We start from the raw sequence: 14,812 nt of genomic DNA, 5'->3' as shown, positions 1-14,812 counted from the left end.
AGAGGTCGACTTCGTCCTTTCCGGACCGAGGGTCGCCTGGCCGATGAGGAGATGAGGGGGCACGCTGTACTCGATGCACCATGCAACCGCCGCATGCGGGGAGGAGATCTCACGATGGGACAGAGTGTTGATCGGGCGATCCGGGCCCTACAGATCATCGCTGAACAGCCTCTGACGGCGACGGAGGCCGCCGCCAAGCTTGAGGTGCACACCTCCACGGCATTTCGGCTCCTCCAGACTCTGGCGAGCCACAACTTCGTGACTCTCGAGCGCCAGGGTCGCTATCGCCTAGGCGCGGGGCTGTTTTCGCTAGCGTTTCAGGCATGGGAGGACCTGGATGTTCGGGAGGTCGCTTCCCCGTACTTGCATTCTCTGAACGACCTGACTAGTGAGACCGTTCACCTGGCGGTGCTCGAACAGCAGCACGTGGTCTACATCGACAAGGTGGAGAGCAAGCACCCGATCCGGATGTACTCGCGAGTTGGTGCAGTCGCACCACTTCATTGCACAGGTGTCGCAAAGGCCATCCTCGCCTTTCTCGACGTTCAGCAGCGACGAGAACTTCTTGCACACGCCCCGCTTCATGGGCACACCCAGACGACCCTTACATCGATCGAGGCACTGGAGGCCAACTTCGCGATTGCCAGGGAGCAGGGGTACACGCTCGATGATGAGGAACATGAGGTTGGTATCCACTGCATAGCCGCACCGGTGTTCTCACCGAGGGGAGCCGTCGCCGGTGCGGTGAGCATCTCAGCTCCCATGGCGAGGCTCCCGCGAGACGAGCTCCTCAAACTCATCCCAGCGCTACTCGACGCAACATCGCAGATCTCCTCGGAACTAGGCGCACCAGCCCCCAGTCCGCAACGGCCGTCGTAAGCAGTTGCGTACGGCAATGGCTAACCGACCCATTGAGCGAGAGGAACGGCAGCACCTCGCGTACCCAACTACCATCCGGAAGACCTCAAGCGGTTCACTCGCCCCCGAGTTGGCTCACGGGATGGATCGACCGAAGGCTCTGGGTCTCTGACCTGCGGTGATGCCGTCTCGACGATCGCGATCGGGGTACTAATCGGTGCCACGACATCCGTTGAGATTGGCCTCGGGGGAACGACGAGGGCGACCTGGCGGTAGCCAATCGGCGGCGAGCGAGAACGATTTGGCACCTGTTCGCACGTCGGCTGTGGCACCTCATGGCGCCCACGCACCCTCAGGAACACCGGATGCCGCTATGCCCTGGGTTGTGAGGGTCACGTGTCCGCCCTCCGGTGGTGGCAATCGTGGCGTCAGCGTCGCTACCTAGCCCACGAGAGTGACTGATCGCATGCCGCCTGCGGGCCGATCGGGTACTAAAGGTGAGCCAACTCGGGTCAAACTCATCCCAGCGCTACTCGACGCAACATCGCAGATCTCCTCGGAACTAGGCGCACCAGCCCCCAGTCCGCAACGGCCGTCGTAAGCAGTTGCGTACGGCAATGGCTAACCGACCCATTGAGCGAGAGGAACGGCAGCACCTCGCGTACCCAACTACCATCCGGAAGACCTCAAGCGGTTCACTCGCCCGCTGAGTGGGCGCCAGAAGCAGGCGCCAACCTGGATCGGAGATGGTCAAGGAACGCAGCTCGTCGCGGGCCATGAAGACCTGCTGCGTTCATCTGGCGCCGATCCGACCCCAGCGAGGTCGTGACCGGTGGCGCTATGCAGGTAGGCAACGCCTCCAAGGGCCGCACAGGAACGTTGCACCCCGGACTCTCACACGTACATGCACACTCTCCAGCGGCTATCCGGCCCTGGAGGGTGTGTCCGCATGAAGAGCGTTCGCAAGTGTGGGTCAGCGAGCGAGCGCGGCGTTCACCCGCTCGAACATCGCCGGAATCTGATTGCGCACCTCACCGGTGACCCCGTGCAGGGTGCCGGCCAGATGCTGCCCGTCACGCCAGTCGGTGTCCCGGCGCAACCGGTCTCCGAAGCCCGGATCGATCGCCGCGGCCTCCGCAAGCAGCGCCTCATGCGCACGCCGATCGTCGACGATCGCCCCGAGCGGGGTGTCCCACCCGATCGACCCCACCGAGGTCGACGATCGCGGGTCCTCCACCTCCCACTCGTGCCTACCCGGCCCCACCTCGAACGGATCCTGGCCCGGGAGCGCAACCTCCGCCGTCGTGTTGGCCGGGATGAGGGCGTGCACCCGCAGCCTGCCCTGGCGAACCTCGGCCCACCCAGACTCAGCGAACCCGTACGGCGTCTCGCGCCGCACCGAGGCGTGCTCGAGCCCCTCGATCGGGGTCGGTGCGATCCGGATGCGCGCATAGCCCGGCGCCGTGGGGGCCAGTCCTGCCACGCCACGGTGCAACCAGTCCGCCACCGCACCGAAGGCGTAGTGGTTGAAGGAGGTCATCTCTCCGGGGTTGATGGTCCCGTCGGGGAGCATGGAGTCCCATCGTTCCCAGATTGTGGTGGCGCCCATCGTGACCGCGTACAGCCAGGACGGCACTCCGGTCTGCAGCAACAATCGGCCCGCGACGTCCGAGTGCCCAGTCGAGCACAGCGCGTCGGCGATGATCGGGGTGCCCACGAACCCGGTGCCGATCACATACCCGTCCCGGCGGACGATCTCGGCGAGCCGGTCCCCCATCGCCTGAGTGGTCGCGGCATCGACCAGTCCATAGGAGATCGCCATCGCGTAGGCGGTCTGGGAGTCCGACACGATCCGCCCGGCGCCCGTGACGTACTCACGCACCCACGCCTGCCGGGCCCGCTCGGCATAGTCGCGATAGTGCGCGGCGTCCTCGGGGAACCCGAGCAGGTCCGCGGCCTTCGCCACCAGGGCAGCCGAACGGACCACGTGCGCGCTGGCCACAATGTCGGAGTCGGTACGGGCGCCGCCCGGCTGGTCCGGCGGTGCCGCCGGGTCGAGCCAGTCACCGAACTGGAAGTCGCCCTCCCACAGCAGCCGCTCTCCGGCGAGCCCGGCCAGCACGTCCACCCATGCCTTCATGGAGGGGTACTGATCGGCCAACGCGGCCCGGTCCCCGAAGCGTTCGAACAGCACCATCGGCACCACCGTGGCCGCATCACCCCACGCAGCCGCAGCCTTCGACACCCCGAGCACACTCGGCACCACGAACGGGCAGATCCCGCCACTCCTGGCCTGCTCCAGCGCCACATCCCGCAACCACGAGGTCAGGAACGCATCACTGTCGAACAGCGAGGTGGAGGTCGGAGAGAACACCTGGATGTCGCCGGTCCACCCGAGTCGTTCATCGCGCTGCGGGCAGTCGGTGGGGATCGAGACGAAGTTGCCCTTCATCCCCCACACCACGTTCTCGTGCAGCCGGTTCACTCGCTCGTCCGAGCATTCGAACCAGCCCGTGCGCCGCATATCGCTGCTGATCACCACGGCGGTGAAGGCTGCGGAATCAACCTCCGGATCGAACTCGTCCGGCCAGTTCTCGATCTCGGCATACCGGAATCCATGGAAGGTGAACTCCGGCTCGAACACATCGTCCCCACCGGAGCAGATGAAGGTATCCGTGGCCTGGGCGTGCCGCAGCGGCCGCACCCCGAGCTCACCGTGCTCGAGCACCTCGGCATGGCGCACCGTGATCACGTGACCTTCCGGACCCCTCACCCGCACCCGCAGCCAACCCACCAGGTTCTGCCCGAAGTCCAGGATCGTCTTGCCCGACGGCGTCCGGATCACCTCGGCCACGGCGACCTCACCCACGCGCCGCACCGGTTCGGCCGGGTCCGCCTCGGGCACCACGCCCAGCTCCCGCACGACGGCGCCCGGCCAGGTGGCGTCGTCAAAGCCCACCTGATCCCAGCCCGCCAAGGCGCGCCGGGCATCGATCGCCTCACCCTGATAGATGCTGCTCGCCGTCAGCTCCCCGACGGCGGCCCCTCGCCACGTCCCGTCCGTCCCGATCACCTGGGTCGAGCCGTCGGTGAAGTCGATCTGGAGTTGCGCGGCGACCACCGGCTGGTCACCGTAGATGCGCTCAGCGGCGCCATGGAAGCCGTACTTCTCGGTCCACCAGGCGCCGGCGAACCGGATCCCGATCGCGTTGGACCCCTCGCGCACCAGGGCCGTGACATCGGTGGCCTCGTGCACGAGACGCTCGTGATAGTCCCGCCACCCCGGTTTGAGGACGGCGTCGTCGACGTCGGTGCCATTGATGCTCGCCTGGAAACCGCCGCCGGCAGTGGCATACAGCGTGGCAGCGCGGACCTGACCCCGGACCTGGAACTCCGCGCGCACCCGTCCCGGGCATGCCTCACCCTCGGGCTCGGCGAGGCCGATGAACGAGGCCTGCCACTCGCCGTCGGCCAGGAACGTGCTACGCAGCGCAACCGGCTCGGACCAGTCGGTGGTGACGCCGCCGGTGGAGGTGACCCGCACCTGAAGCTCGTGGCGAGCATGCGGGGCCAGCGGCGCGAACGGCCAGTCCACGAAGACCGACTCAGCGGTGTCCAGCCGGACCGACTCGCCACCATCGAGGCGTACCTCTGCAGCGGCCTGCTGCCACGGCTCGTGGGACTCCACCACCCAGCTCAGCCGGGGTGAGGGAACATCTGCCAAGGCAGCGTCATTGCGTCGTTCCACCCGCACCCGGGTGACGCGAGAACTCATACGTTCATTGCTCCAATAGTCGACGTGGTCAGCCCTTGACGGCGCCGGATGTCATGCCGGCGACGATCTGACGGTTGAAGAAGATGTACATGACCAACGGTGGGATCGTGATCAGCAGAATGTCCATGAACAACAGATTCCATTGGTTCGAGGATTGGCTCTGGAAGTTATAGAGGGTCAGCTGCACCGTGGCGTTGTCGTCCCCCGGGAGGAAATACAACGGGTTGGCGAAGTCGTTGAAGATCTGCACCGACTGCACGACGATCACGGTCACCACTGTGGGTTTCATCAGCGGCATGATCACCGCGAAGAACAAGCGGAACGGGCTGGCGCCGTCGATGATTGCCGCCTCGTCCAATGACCGGGGGATGGTGCTCACGAACGCCCGGAACAGCAGGATCGAGAATGCCAGTCCGAAGGTGATCTCGATCAGGATCAGACCGGGCAGCGTTCCGAAGAGTCCCAGGGTCTGCAGCACCCAGACGGTCGGGACGACCGCCGGGGGGATGATGAGCCCGGCCAGGACGAAGAAGTTCGCCACGGTGCGGATCTTGGACGCTCGGCGCTGCATCACATAGCCGACCATGGCGGCGATGACCACCAGTAGGGTCACACTGGCCACGGTCAGGATCGTGGAGTTCAGGAACGCCCGGGCCACGATGTAGTCGCGTTGGGTGATCACCTCGATGAGGTTCTCCACGAATGCCAGCTGCCTCGGCCACGAGAAGGCCAGTTCGGAGGCTTCCTGACGAGTTTTCATCGCCTGCAGCACGATGAAGATGAAGGGGACGATGAAGATCACGATGGATACCGCGATCGCTGCGATGCCCAGCACCCAGCGCATGGTGCGTTCACGCCTCATTGCCGAACCTCCTTCCTGCAGGAGCACTGCGGTGCCTCGCTCCGGTGCACCTCGTACCTCGGCGCCCCTACGCGGGGGCTCCTCGCGCTCATTGCTCGACCTCCCGCTTGTTCAGCATCAGCGAGATCGGCACCATGATCACCGTCACCACCACGAAGAGCACGACGTTCCCGGCGGTCGAGAGACCGTAGAAGCCGGCCTGGTACTGCTTGTAGATCACCGACCCGATCACATCGGAACTGAATCCGGGCCCGCCGCCGGTGGTCGCCCAGATCAGGTCGAAGGACCGCAGGCCCCCGATCAGGGACAGGATGATCACCGTCCCGGTCGCAGGCTTGACCAACGGCAAGGTGATGCTCTTGAACGCCGCCCACTTGCTCGCGCCGTCCACCCGCGCTGCTTCGTAGTACTCAGTCGGGATCGCGACCAGACCGGCGATATAGATCAGGCAGGCGATACCGAGGCCCTTCCACACATCGATCCCGATGATGGAGTACAGCGCCAGGTCCGGATCGGTCAACCATCCCGGGCCGGTGATACCGAGCGTCTCCAATGCCCCGTTCACGATCCCGTCGAAGGGATCGAGCAACGCCTTGAACATGATCCCGACTCCGATTGTGGAGACGAGCACCGGAAAGAAGATCACCGACCGCAGGAAGTGCCGCCCCACCAGCGCGGAGGTCAGGAGTACAGCCAACGCCAGTCCGATCACGACCTTCATCCCGGAGGTGAGGAAGCCATAGATCAAGGTATTGATGAAGCCTTGATAGAGCTGCGGCTCACGGAAGAACTGGACGTAGTTCTCGAATCCGATGAACTCCTGGTCAAACAGCGTCCACCGCGTGAGGCTGAAGTAGAACGAGGCGAACGTCGGGATCGCGAAGAACACCAGGAACAACACCGCCGCAGGCAGGTAGAACCACAGCGGATACGCGTGACGGGAGACGCCCAAGGTGCGGGCCTTGCCAGACCTGCCGGCCCGCACCTCGGTGGTTGCAGCGGTCACCAGCCCTCGAGGCCCAGCTGTCGTGCCTGGTTCTCGACATCGCGGTCGTAGTTCGCCGCGGCTTCCTCAGCTCCGCGAATACCGGAACCGACCTCGACGGTGATGTTCTCCAGGTTCGGGCCCTTGATCGGGGAGAGGAACTCCAGCGCCGGTGCCGTGTTACCGGCGTCGAAGTAGGACTGCACGTCCTGGACGAGCGGAGGAACATCCGCCGGGAGCTCACACCCGTTGACGTAGGGCCCGGTCGGATTCACGGCCTCGATGAAGACCTCGCACGCGTCCGGCCCCGTGACGAAGTCGACGAATGCCAGGGCAGCATCTCGCTGCGCACCCTCGACGGTGTTCGGGATGTACAGGCCGTCCGGCTGCCAGATCGTGGCGGAGGTGTGCTGCGGGTCATCGGCTGGGATGGCCATGAAGCGCATGTCCTCCACCGCGTCCGGATGGTTGAACCGGATGGAGCTGAGGATCGTGGTCAGGATCGGGTAGTGCACGCCGCTACCCTCGGCGAGCATGGCACCGCCGTCCTCGAAGGTGGCCGACGGGTAGTTCTCGTTGAAGTAGCCGGACTCATAGGCTTCTTGGTGGTGCCGGAAGCCAGCGAGGGCCGGCTCGTCAGCATAGAACCGCTCATGCGCGGTGTACTGGTCGGCCCAGTCCGGGTCCTGCGCGTGGACATTGGCGTAGTCGCCCAGGACGAAGAGCTGGCTGGTCCAGGTGTCACCGTAGGTCTGGACGATCGGGTCGTACCCGGCTGCGGCGATCTGTTCATTGTTGGCCATGAAGTCGTCCCACGACTGCGGGACCTCGAGGCCGAGCTCGTCGTAGATCGCGCCGTTGTAGACGATGCCGCCGGCGAAGGAGCTGCCGTAGGAGCCGCCGTAGAGGCCGTTCTCGGTGCTGACTACTGACGTGAAGTCATCGGTGAGCGAGTCCGCCCACGGCCGGTCGCTGAGTTCGAGCAGGTTCTGGTCCGGGTTGAGTGCCTGGAACAGGGATCCGGAGTTGTAGTTGAACACCTCGGCCATTTCGCCAGTGGCCAGCCGGGTCTTGATGAGGTTGTCGCCCTCGGTGCCTCCGGGCCGACCATCGAGATTGACCGTGATGTCGGGGTTCTCGGCCTCGAACGCGTCGATCAGCGCTTCGGCAAGCGCGGTGTTGTCCTCGTCTGATGTGGACAAGAAGGTGATCTCGACACTGCCGTCATCATCTCCTCCACCGGAGCATGCCGAGAGCGCGAGCGCAGCCGCAGCCGCTGCTGCCACCCCGGCACCGAAGTGCCGTCGGGACGTCTTGGGGATCATGTGCTTTGCCTCCTCGCAAAGACAGTGCGGCAGGTCCTTCTGCGCACGTCGATGAATCCTTTCAGGGTCGACGATAGGTGGCGCGATCCGTGTTCGTCAACCGATCTACACAATTGGTACTAGCCTGTGACCTGTGGACACCAGAGATCGTGGCAACGACGCCACTGAGGGGCCGGCATCACTGATCCATCCCGACCACGGCAACGGCGCCTCGCTCGGCGCCGCACCGCGGAACGCAACCATTCAGGACGTGGCAGACGCGGCCGGAGTCTCCCGCGCCGCCGTCTCCAAAGTCATCCGCAACGCCTACGGGGTCAGCCCGCAGATGCGCAGTAAGGTAGAGGCTGCCATCGCACGGCTCAGCTACCGTCCCCGGGTAGCGGCACGAGCGATGCGGGGCCCATCGCACACGCTCGGGATCGAGATCGCCCAGGTGAGCAACGAGTTCCTCACGATGATCGTGCGTGGGGCACTGGAAACTCTCGTCGGGACGCCCTACCAGTTGGTAGTCGCACCCGTCACCGCACCGCGCGAGACCGGCAACGCGCTGCAGAGCCTCGCCGACAGGCAGGTCGATGGGATCATCGCGATCTCCCCGATGGTCGGCGAGACGTGGCTCGAAGCGCTCAGTGACCGGATCCCCGTGGTCATCATCGGCCGCCATGACGTCTCGACCCACTACGACACCGTGGCAGGGGCCGATCAGTCGGGAACCGAACAGGTGATGGCCCACCTGTTCGATCTCGGCCACTCCCGCATCACTCACCTGACCATCGACAACGCCCGCGACCATGTCCTGGTGGACGATCCGACCGACTGGCAGCGCTCGGGTCGAGAACCACACGCCATCCGTCACACCGTCTACACGGAGCAGATGCGCCGTCGGCGCCTGGAGCCGGAGGTCGTGTTCACGGGTGGGGATGAGTTGGAGGCCCAGGCGTCCGCAGCGGAACTCCTGGCGCGACGTGAGCCGCCCACGGCGATCTTCGCCGGCAACGACACGCTCGCCATGGGCGCCCTGCGTGCCGTGGCCGAGGCGGGACTGGGTCCGGAGGACGTCTCCGTGGTCGGCTACGACGACATCACGATGGCCAGTCATCCACTGGTGTCCTTGACCAGCGTGGACCAATCGGGGACTCGCATCGGAGCCGAGGCGGTCCGCCTCCTGCTGGAGAGGATCGCGGGCCGGACCGAGTCCGTCCAAGTCGAGGAGCAGGTCCACCTCCGGGCGCGTGGGTCCACCGCCCCCGCTCCGCACCGGGCATCGACGGCAGAATAGGCTCGTACCCAAGCTCGGAGTCGCCGCGTGATCGCTGTTCCCGCTAGTTTCATCCCGCCCTACCTGCGTGCGGTGGGAGCCAACGAGGCATTCGTCTCCGCCGAGGGGGCACACCGCCGGGTACGGGAGCGTGCGCTACGGCCCCGGCCCTTCGGTCCGCCGCCTCGCCTGCGGCCACGGGTCAGGATCGCAGCACGGCGCGTGCACCGCTGGCCCGTCTATACGCTCACCCCACCTCAGCGAGATCCGGCCGGGAGCGTCGTCTATGTGCACGGCGGCGGATGGGTGAACGAGATCGCGACCCAGCACTGGCGACTCGCTGCGCAGATCTGTGCCGAAGCGAACATGCAGGTGGTCGTCCCGATCTACCCGCTCGTTCCCTTCGGTACCGCCACGCAAGCCCTCGACGGCGTCACCTCACTCCTGCTCGATCAGCGCCACACCTTCCGTCGAGTCGCCGTGGCGGGCGACTCCGCCGGAGGGCAGATCGCCCTCTCGGCCGCCCTGGCGCTGCGCGACCAGGGGGTGCGGTTGGACACGACGGTCCTGATCTCCCCGGCCCTCGACCTCTCGTTCGGCAACCCTGAGATCCCGCGCGTACAGCCCCACGATCCGTGGCTGGCCGTCCCTGGCGGCCGGGTACTGGCAGATCTGTGGGCAGGCGACCGGGCGATCGATGATCCGGCAGTCAGCCCGCTTGCGGGGGAGCTGGCGGGGTTGGGGCCGATCACAGTGTTCACCGGGACTCACGACGTGTTGAATCCGGATGCGCGTCAGTTCGCCATCAAGGCACGGGCGGCGGGGGTGGATCTCGACTATCACCAGGTCGATGGGCAGGTGCATGTCTACCCGCTGCTGCCGACACGAGCGGGCGCAGCCGCCCGTGCCAGCATGGTTGCGACGTTTCGCCACGTCGCCGCCGAACGGAGCACTGCATGACGACCATGACCGAGGTGGCCCAGGCAGCGGGCGTCTCGGTGATGACGGTGTCCAACGTCCTGAGCGGACGCCGTCGGGTGAGTCCCGAGACGCGGAAGCGCGTGCTGCAGGCGGTGGCCGAGCTGGACTACCAGGTGAACCTCACCGCCCGGAACCTGCGGTACGGACGCAGCGGCTCGATCGCGTTGCTGGTCCCACAGTTCGACCATGCCTACTTCGGGGCGCTGGGAGCCCGGGTGGCGCGAGCGGTGGCGGACCTGGGGCGGCAGGTGGTGGTCGAGCAGACGACAGCGAGCCAGGAAGGGGAGCTCTCGGCGCTCTCGCTGGCACGGCTGCACATGTACGACGGCGCGATCTTCAGTGTGGTGGGCCTGCGGGAAGCAGAGCTGGACAAGATCCGCGACTCGATCCCGATCGTGTTGCTGGGGGAGCGGGAGGTCCCGGCCCGCTTCGACCACGTGATGATGGGCAATATCGAGGGCGCCCGGCTGGCAGTGGAGCACATGCTCAACCGTGGATCGCAGCGAGTGCTGATTGCCGGTGGACGGCTCGGCCAGGACCCGCTCGGGATGTCCCGGGCACGGACACTCGGCTGGCTCACGGCCCACAACGAAGCAGGCATCCCGGCCGACGAGAACCTCATCCTTCGCATGGGCCAGCTGGACATTGCCCATGCACGCAGAGAGGTCGCCGCGGCTGTGGCCGCGGATCCTGGTATCGACGGCGTCTTCGGCGTGACCGATGACGTCGCCATCGGGGCTCTCGCCGGCCTGCGCGATGCGGGCCGCCAGGTTCCCGAGGACGTCCAGGTGGTCGGTTTCGACAACCTGGAGATCGGGGCGCACATCCATCCCGAGTTGACCAGTATTGATCCCAGCAGTGACTGGATCGTCGACAACGCCGTCCGGCTGCTGCAGGCAAGGATGAGCGACGACCCGCCCAGCGAAGCCGAGCATCTGGTCAGTCCGGTGCGGCTGGTCGAGCGCGGGTCGACCCGACGTGACGGGTGAAGCATCGGCGCGCCAGCAGGCAGCGCACGAGTACGGGTTCGTCCTCGTAAGGGCGGCGCACCAACTTGGATGCACTCTGGCGCGAGCATCTGGGTGGAGCCGAGGGGACTCGAACCCCTTACCTCCGCCTTGCAAAAGCGGCGCTCTACCTGGTGAGCTACGGCCCCGTGAGGGTGGATCTACGATACTGCCCGGTTATCGCCGGCCGCTCACGGGAGCGGATCGGTGACCTCGGACCATACGTCGCGGTTGGCTTGCTCCTCGGCGAGCTTGCGCCACGCGAGGAAACCTCCCACGGCCACCACGACGAGGACGAGTGCCTTCTTCATATCGTCTCCGTTCGTGGCGGGTGTGGGCCTAGCTGGACTCGAACCAGCGACCTCTTCCTTATCAGGGAAGCGCTCTAACCGTCTGAGCTATAGGCCCGTTGCCCCGGGAACCCCCGCATGGGCGCCCCCAGAGACTACCTCAGCGCGCGCACCGGCTCCAAAACAGATCCACGTGGCACGCGTCACGTCTGCGGCTGAACGACTCAGTCGTCGGTGAGGGTGAGGTGCAGCCCGCCGACCATGGCCGCCACCAGGTTGTAGATGAAGGCGCCGAGAGTGGCCAGGGCTGTCAGCAGGATGACGTCCACGATCGCGATGACCGTCGCCACCGAGATCACCCGGGAGAACTCGACGTACTCCAGCAGTCCCCCGAACTGGGCCATTGCTCCGACTTCATCGATCAGGCCCTGAACCTGGGAGAAGACACCCATGGAGTTCAGCACGCCCCACACCACCGCAGTGGCGACGACGATACCGATCCCGATCGCGATGGACAGCAGGAAGGACAACTTCATCACAGACCACGGGTCCACGCGGGAGATTGCCAGCCGTATCCTCCGTGGGCCGCTGTCGGCTTTCGACTCACTCGCACTCGCAGCCTCGGCTGGCCGACCAGACATAGCCGAGGAGTCGCCCTGCTGCGCGCCATACTGCTGCCCGCCCCGCGAGGGCTGTTGCGGATGAACCTGCTGCGGCTGCGAGCGACCACCAGCGGGAGGCACCGCCGCCGGTTGCTGGGCCGGCTGTTGCTGGGTGGGCGCGTCCACGCGCGACGCCTGCACACTCGGTGCGCGTCGCTCACCGGGCTGGAAGGTCTTCGTGGAGGTGCGCACCGGAGGTGTGGTCGGCCGCGGAGTCTGCTCGCTCATCAGCTCTCTTCCTGCCCATCAGCTGGGGACTCGCCCGACGGTACGCCATCAGGAGCGCCTTCGGTACTCTCGGCCGAAGCCTCGACCTCGTCCTCGACTGCTGTTTCCACGTTCCTGGCGATCGCGATGATGCGGTCCCCGGCGTCCGGCTTCGCGAACGTCACGCCCTGGGTGGTGCGTCCGGTGAGGTTGACCTCGGAGACCGCCGTGCGGACGATCTTGCCCTTCTCCATGATCACGAGCACCTGATCGTCCTCGCCGGTGATCAGTGCACCCACCAGATCACCACGCGCCTCGACCAGGTTGGCCACCTTGATACCGAGGCCACCACGACCCTGCACCCGGTATTCGTCCACCCGGGTCCGCTTGCCGAAGCCACCCTCGGTCACGACGAACAGGTCCCAGCCTTCGCGCACGACGTCCATCGACAGCAACGAATCGTCGTCGCGGAACTTCATGCCCGTGACGCCGGAAGTCGCCCGGCCGGTCGGCCGCAACGCCTCATCGGTGGCGCTGAAGCGCAACGACTGGCCCTTCCGGGAGACCAGCAGCAGATCGTCGTCGGAGTTCACCAACCGGGCGGCCACCACCTCGTCCAGCTCCCCGGATGCGTTCTCGCGCAGGTTGATCGCGATCACACCGCCGGTGCGGGAGGAGTCGTACTCGCCCAGTCGTGTCTTCTTCACCAGACCGCTCTTGGTGGCGAGCACCAGGTACTCGGCCTGGTCGTAGTCGCGCAGAGCGAGCACCTGAGCGATCTGTTCCCCGGGCTGGAACGCCATCAGGTTGGCCACATGCTGGCCCTTGGAGTCGCGGCTACCCTCGGGCAACTCGTACGCCTTGGCCCGGTAGACCCGGCCGAGGTTGGTGAAGAACAACAGCCAGTGGTGGGTGGTCGTCACGTAGAAGTGGTCCACCACGTCGTCGCCGCGCAACTGGGCGCCACGCACACCCTTGCCGCCGCGGTGCTGCGCACGATAGTTGTCGGTACGGGTGCGCTTGGCGTACCCGCCGCGGGTGATGGTGACGACCACATCCTCCTCCGGGATGAGGTCCTCCATGGACATCTCACCGTCAAAGGGAAGGATCGTCGTGCGGCGCTCGTCGCCGTACTTGGCGACGATCTCGGTCAGCTCATCACCCACGATCGTGCGCTGACGAGCCGGAGAAGCGAGAATGTCCTGGTAGTCGGCGATCTCCGCCTCAAGAGCCTTGAACTGGTCGAGGATCTTCTGCCGCTCGAGCGCCGCCAGGCGCCGCAGTTGCATCTCCAGGATCGCATTCGCCTGGATCTCGTCGATCCCGAGCAGCTCACGCAGACCGGTACGCGCCTCCTCCACCGTGGGAGAGCGACGGATCAGCGCAATGACCTCGTCCAGGGCGTCGAGGGCCTTGATGAGCCCGCGCAGGATGTGGATGCGGTCCTCGGCCTGCTTGAGCAGGAACTCGGTGCGCCGGACGATGACCTCGATCTGGTGCGCCACCCAGTGCCGGATGAACGCGTCCAGGCTCAACGTCCGCGGCACGCCGTCCACGAGGGCGAGCATGTTGGCGCCGAAGTTGTCCTGCAGCTGCGTGTGCTTGTAGAGGTTGTTCAGCACCACCTTCGCCACCGCGTCGCGCTTGAGCACGATGACCAGGCGCTGACCGGCACGACCGGAGGTCTCGTCGCGGATGTCGGCGATTCCCTGCATCCGCCCATCACGGACGAGATCGGCGATCTTCGACGCCAGGTTGTCGGGATTCACCTGGTACGGCAGTTCGGAGACCACCAGGCAGGTCCGCCCCTGGAGCTCCTCCACCTCGACCACGGCGCGCATCGTGATCGAACCCCGCCCGGTCCGGTAGGCGTCCTCGATACCGCGCAGCCCCAGCACCTGCGCACCGGTCGGGAAATCAGGGCCCTTGATGCGCTGCAGCAGAGCCGCGAGCAGCTCCTCCGCTGTCGCCTCGGGGTTCTGCAGCAGCCAGTGGACGCCCTCGGCGAGCTCACGCAGGTTGTGCGGGGGGATGTTGGTCGCCATCCCGACGGCGATACCGGAGCTGCCGTTGGCGAGCAGGTTCGGGATCCGGGACGGCAGGACGGTGGGCTCCTGCGTCTTCCCGTCGTAGTTGTCCCCGAAATTGACGGTGTTCTTGTCGATATCACGCACCATCTCCAGTGCGAGCGGTGCCATCTTGCACTCGGTGTACCGCGGCGCCGCTGCCGGATCGTTACCCGGGGAACCGAAGTTCCCCTGCCCCGCCACCAGGGGGTAACGCATCGACCACGGCTGCACGAGGCGAACCATCGCGTCGTAGATCGCACTGTCGCCGTGGGGGTGGAACTGCCCCATCACGTCCCCGACCACGCGCGAGCACTTCGAGAACGAGGAGTCCGGGCGGTATCCGCCGTCGAACATCGCATACAGGATGCGCCGGTGCACCGGCTTGAGACCGTCGCGCACGTCCGGCAGGGCACGACTGACGATCACGCTCATCGCGTAGTCGAGATAGGACCGCTGCATTTCCAGCTGCAGGTCGACCTGCTCGATGCGATCGGTGATGACTTCCGCCGCGTCGTCGGGCATAGGGGTGATGT

General features: G+C 65.9%; 11 protein-coding genes and 2 tRNA genes. 4 read left to right on the top strand and 9 right to left on the bottom strand.

Annotation, left to right across the window (positions count from 1 at the left end; all coding sequences use genetic code 11):
* Nucleotides 1-114: 114 nt before the first annotated feature.
* On the top strand, nt 115-879 hold the full coding sequence (locus tag FV560_RS02260) for an IclR family transcriptional regulator (protein WP_159618813.1): 765 nt from the start codon (nt 115-117) through the stop codon (nt 877-879).
* Nucleotides 880-1,831: 952 nt separating this feature from the next.
* Here FV560_RS02260 and FV560_RS02255 read toward each other — a convergent pair.
* From FV560_RS02255 to FV560_RS02240, 4 genes are all read right to left on the bottom strand, one after another.
* Entirely contained in the window at nt 1,832-4,633 is a 2,802-nt protein-coding gene (locus FV560_RS02255; RefSeq protein WP_159618811.1) for an alpha-L-rhamnosidase, read from the bottom strand.
* Between the two features lie 28 nt (nt 4,634-4,661).
* The gene (locus FV560_RS02250; RefSeq protein WP_159618809.1) at nt 4,662-5,495 is read right to left on the bottom strand and encodes a carbohydrate ABC transporter permease; all 834 of its coding nucleotides are present in this window, start codon (nt 5,493-5,495) and stop codon (nt 4,662-4,664) included.
* Between the two features lie 88 nt (nt 5,496-5,583).
* Nucleotides 5,584-6,501, bottom strand: a complete 918-nt coding sequence (locus FV560_RS02245) for a carbohydrate ABC transporter permease (protein ID WP_420853340.1) — start codon at nt 6,499-6,501, stop codon at nt 5,584-5,586.
* On the bottom strand, nt 6,498-7,805 hold the full coding sequence (locus FV560_RS02240) for an ABC transporter substrate-binding protein (RefSeq protein WP_159618807.1): 1,308 nt from the start codon (nt 7,803-7,805) through the stop codon (nt 6,498-6,500). Before FV560_RS02240 ends, FV560_RS02245 begins: the two co-directional genes overlap by 4 nt.
* 133 nt (nt 7,806-7,938) lie before the next feature.
* Here FV560_RS02240 and FV560_RS02235 point away from each other — a divergent pair, with 133 nt between their 5' ends.
* Genes FV560_RS02235 through FV560_RS02225 form a run of 3 tightly spaced genes read left to right on the top strand, consistent with a single transcriptional unit; the run spans nt 7,939 to nt 11,033 of the window.
* Nucleotides 7,939-9,084, top strand: a complete 1,146-nt coding sequence (locus FV560_RS02235) for a LacI family DNA-binding transcriptional regulator (protein ID WP_235019868.1) — start codon at nt 7,939-7,941, stop codon at nt 9,082-9,084.
* A 27-nt stretch (nt 9,085-9,111) separates the two neighbouring features.
* A complete protein-coding gene (locus FV560_RS02230) occupies nt 9,112-10,023 on the top strand; it encodes an alpha/beta hydrolase fold domain-containing protein (RefSeq protein WP_235019867.1) in 912 nt (303 codons plus the stop codon).
* Nucleotides 10,020-11,033: a LacI family DNA-binding transcriptional regulator gene (locus FV560_RS02225; protein WP_159618805.1), complete on the top strand. Its 1,014-nt coding sequence runs from the start codon at nt 10,020-10,022 to the stop codon at nt 11,031-11,033. Before FV560_RS02230 ends, FV560_RS02225 begins: the two co-directional genes overlap by 4 nt.
* A gap of 94 nt (nt 11,034-11,127) precedes the next feature.
* Here FV560_RS02225 and FV560_RS02220 read toward each other — a convergent pair.
* From FV560_RS02220 to gyrA, 5 genes are all read right to left on the bottom strand, one after another.
* Nucleotides 11,128-11,200 (bottom strand) — tRNA-Ala (locus FV560_RS02220).
* Nucleotides 11,201-11,242: 42 nt separating this feature from the next.
* A complete protein-coding gene (locus FV560_RS20240; RefSeq protein ID WP_235019866.1) occupies nt 11,243-11,362 on the bottom strand; it encodes a DLW-39 family protein in 120 nt (39 codons plus the stop codon).
* Nucleotides 11,363-11,385: 23 nt separating this feature from the next.
* Nucleotides 11,386-11,459: transfer RNA gene (locus tag FV560_RS02215), tRNA-Ile, on the bottom strand.
* A 106-nt stretch (nt 11,460-11,565) separates the two neighbouring features.
* The gene (locus FV560_RS20235; RefSeq protein ID WP_159618803.1) at nt 11,566-12,231 is read right to left on the bottom strand and encodes a DUF3566 domain-containing protein; all 666 of its coding nucleotides are present in this window, start codon (nt 12,229-12,231) and stop codon (nt 11,566-11,568) included.
* A complete protein-coding gene (gene gyrA / locus FV560_RS02205) occupies nt 12,231-14,801 on the bottom strand; it encodes a DNA gyrase subunit A (protein WP_159619382.1) in 2,571 nt (856 codons plus the stop codon). Before gyrA ends, FV560_RS20235 begins: the two co-directional genes overlap by 1 nt.
* Between the last annotated feature and the right edge of the window lie 11 nt (nt 14,802-14,812).

This window comes from Ruania rhizosphaerae, assembly GCF_009805705.1.
Lineage (GTDB): Bacteria > Actinomycetota > Actinomycetes > Actinomycetales > Beutenbergiaceae > Ruania > Ruania rhizosphaerae.
Note: the sequence above shows the minus strand (reverse complement) of the source record. Positions and strands in the feature narration are given on the sequence as shown.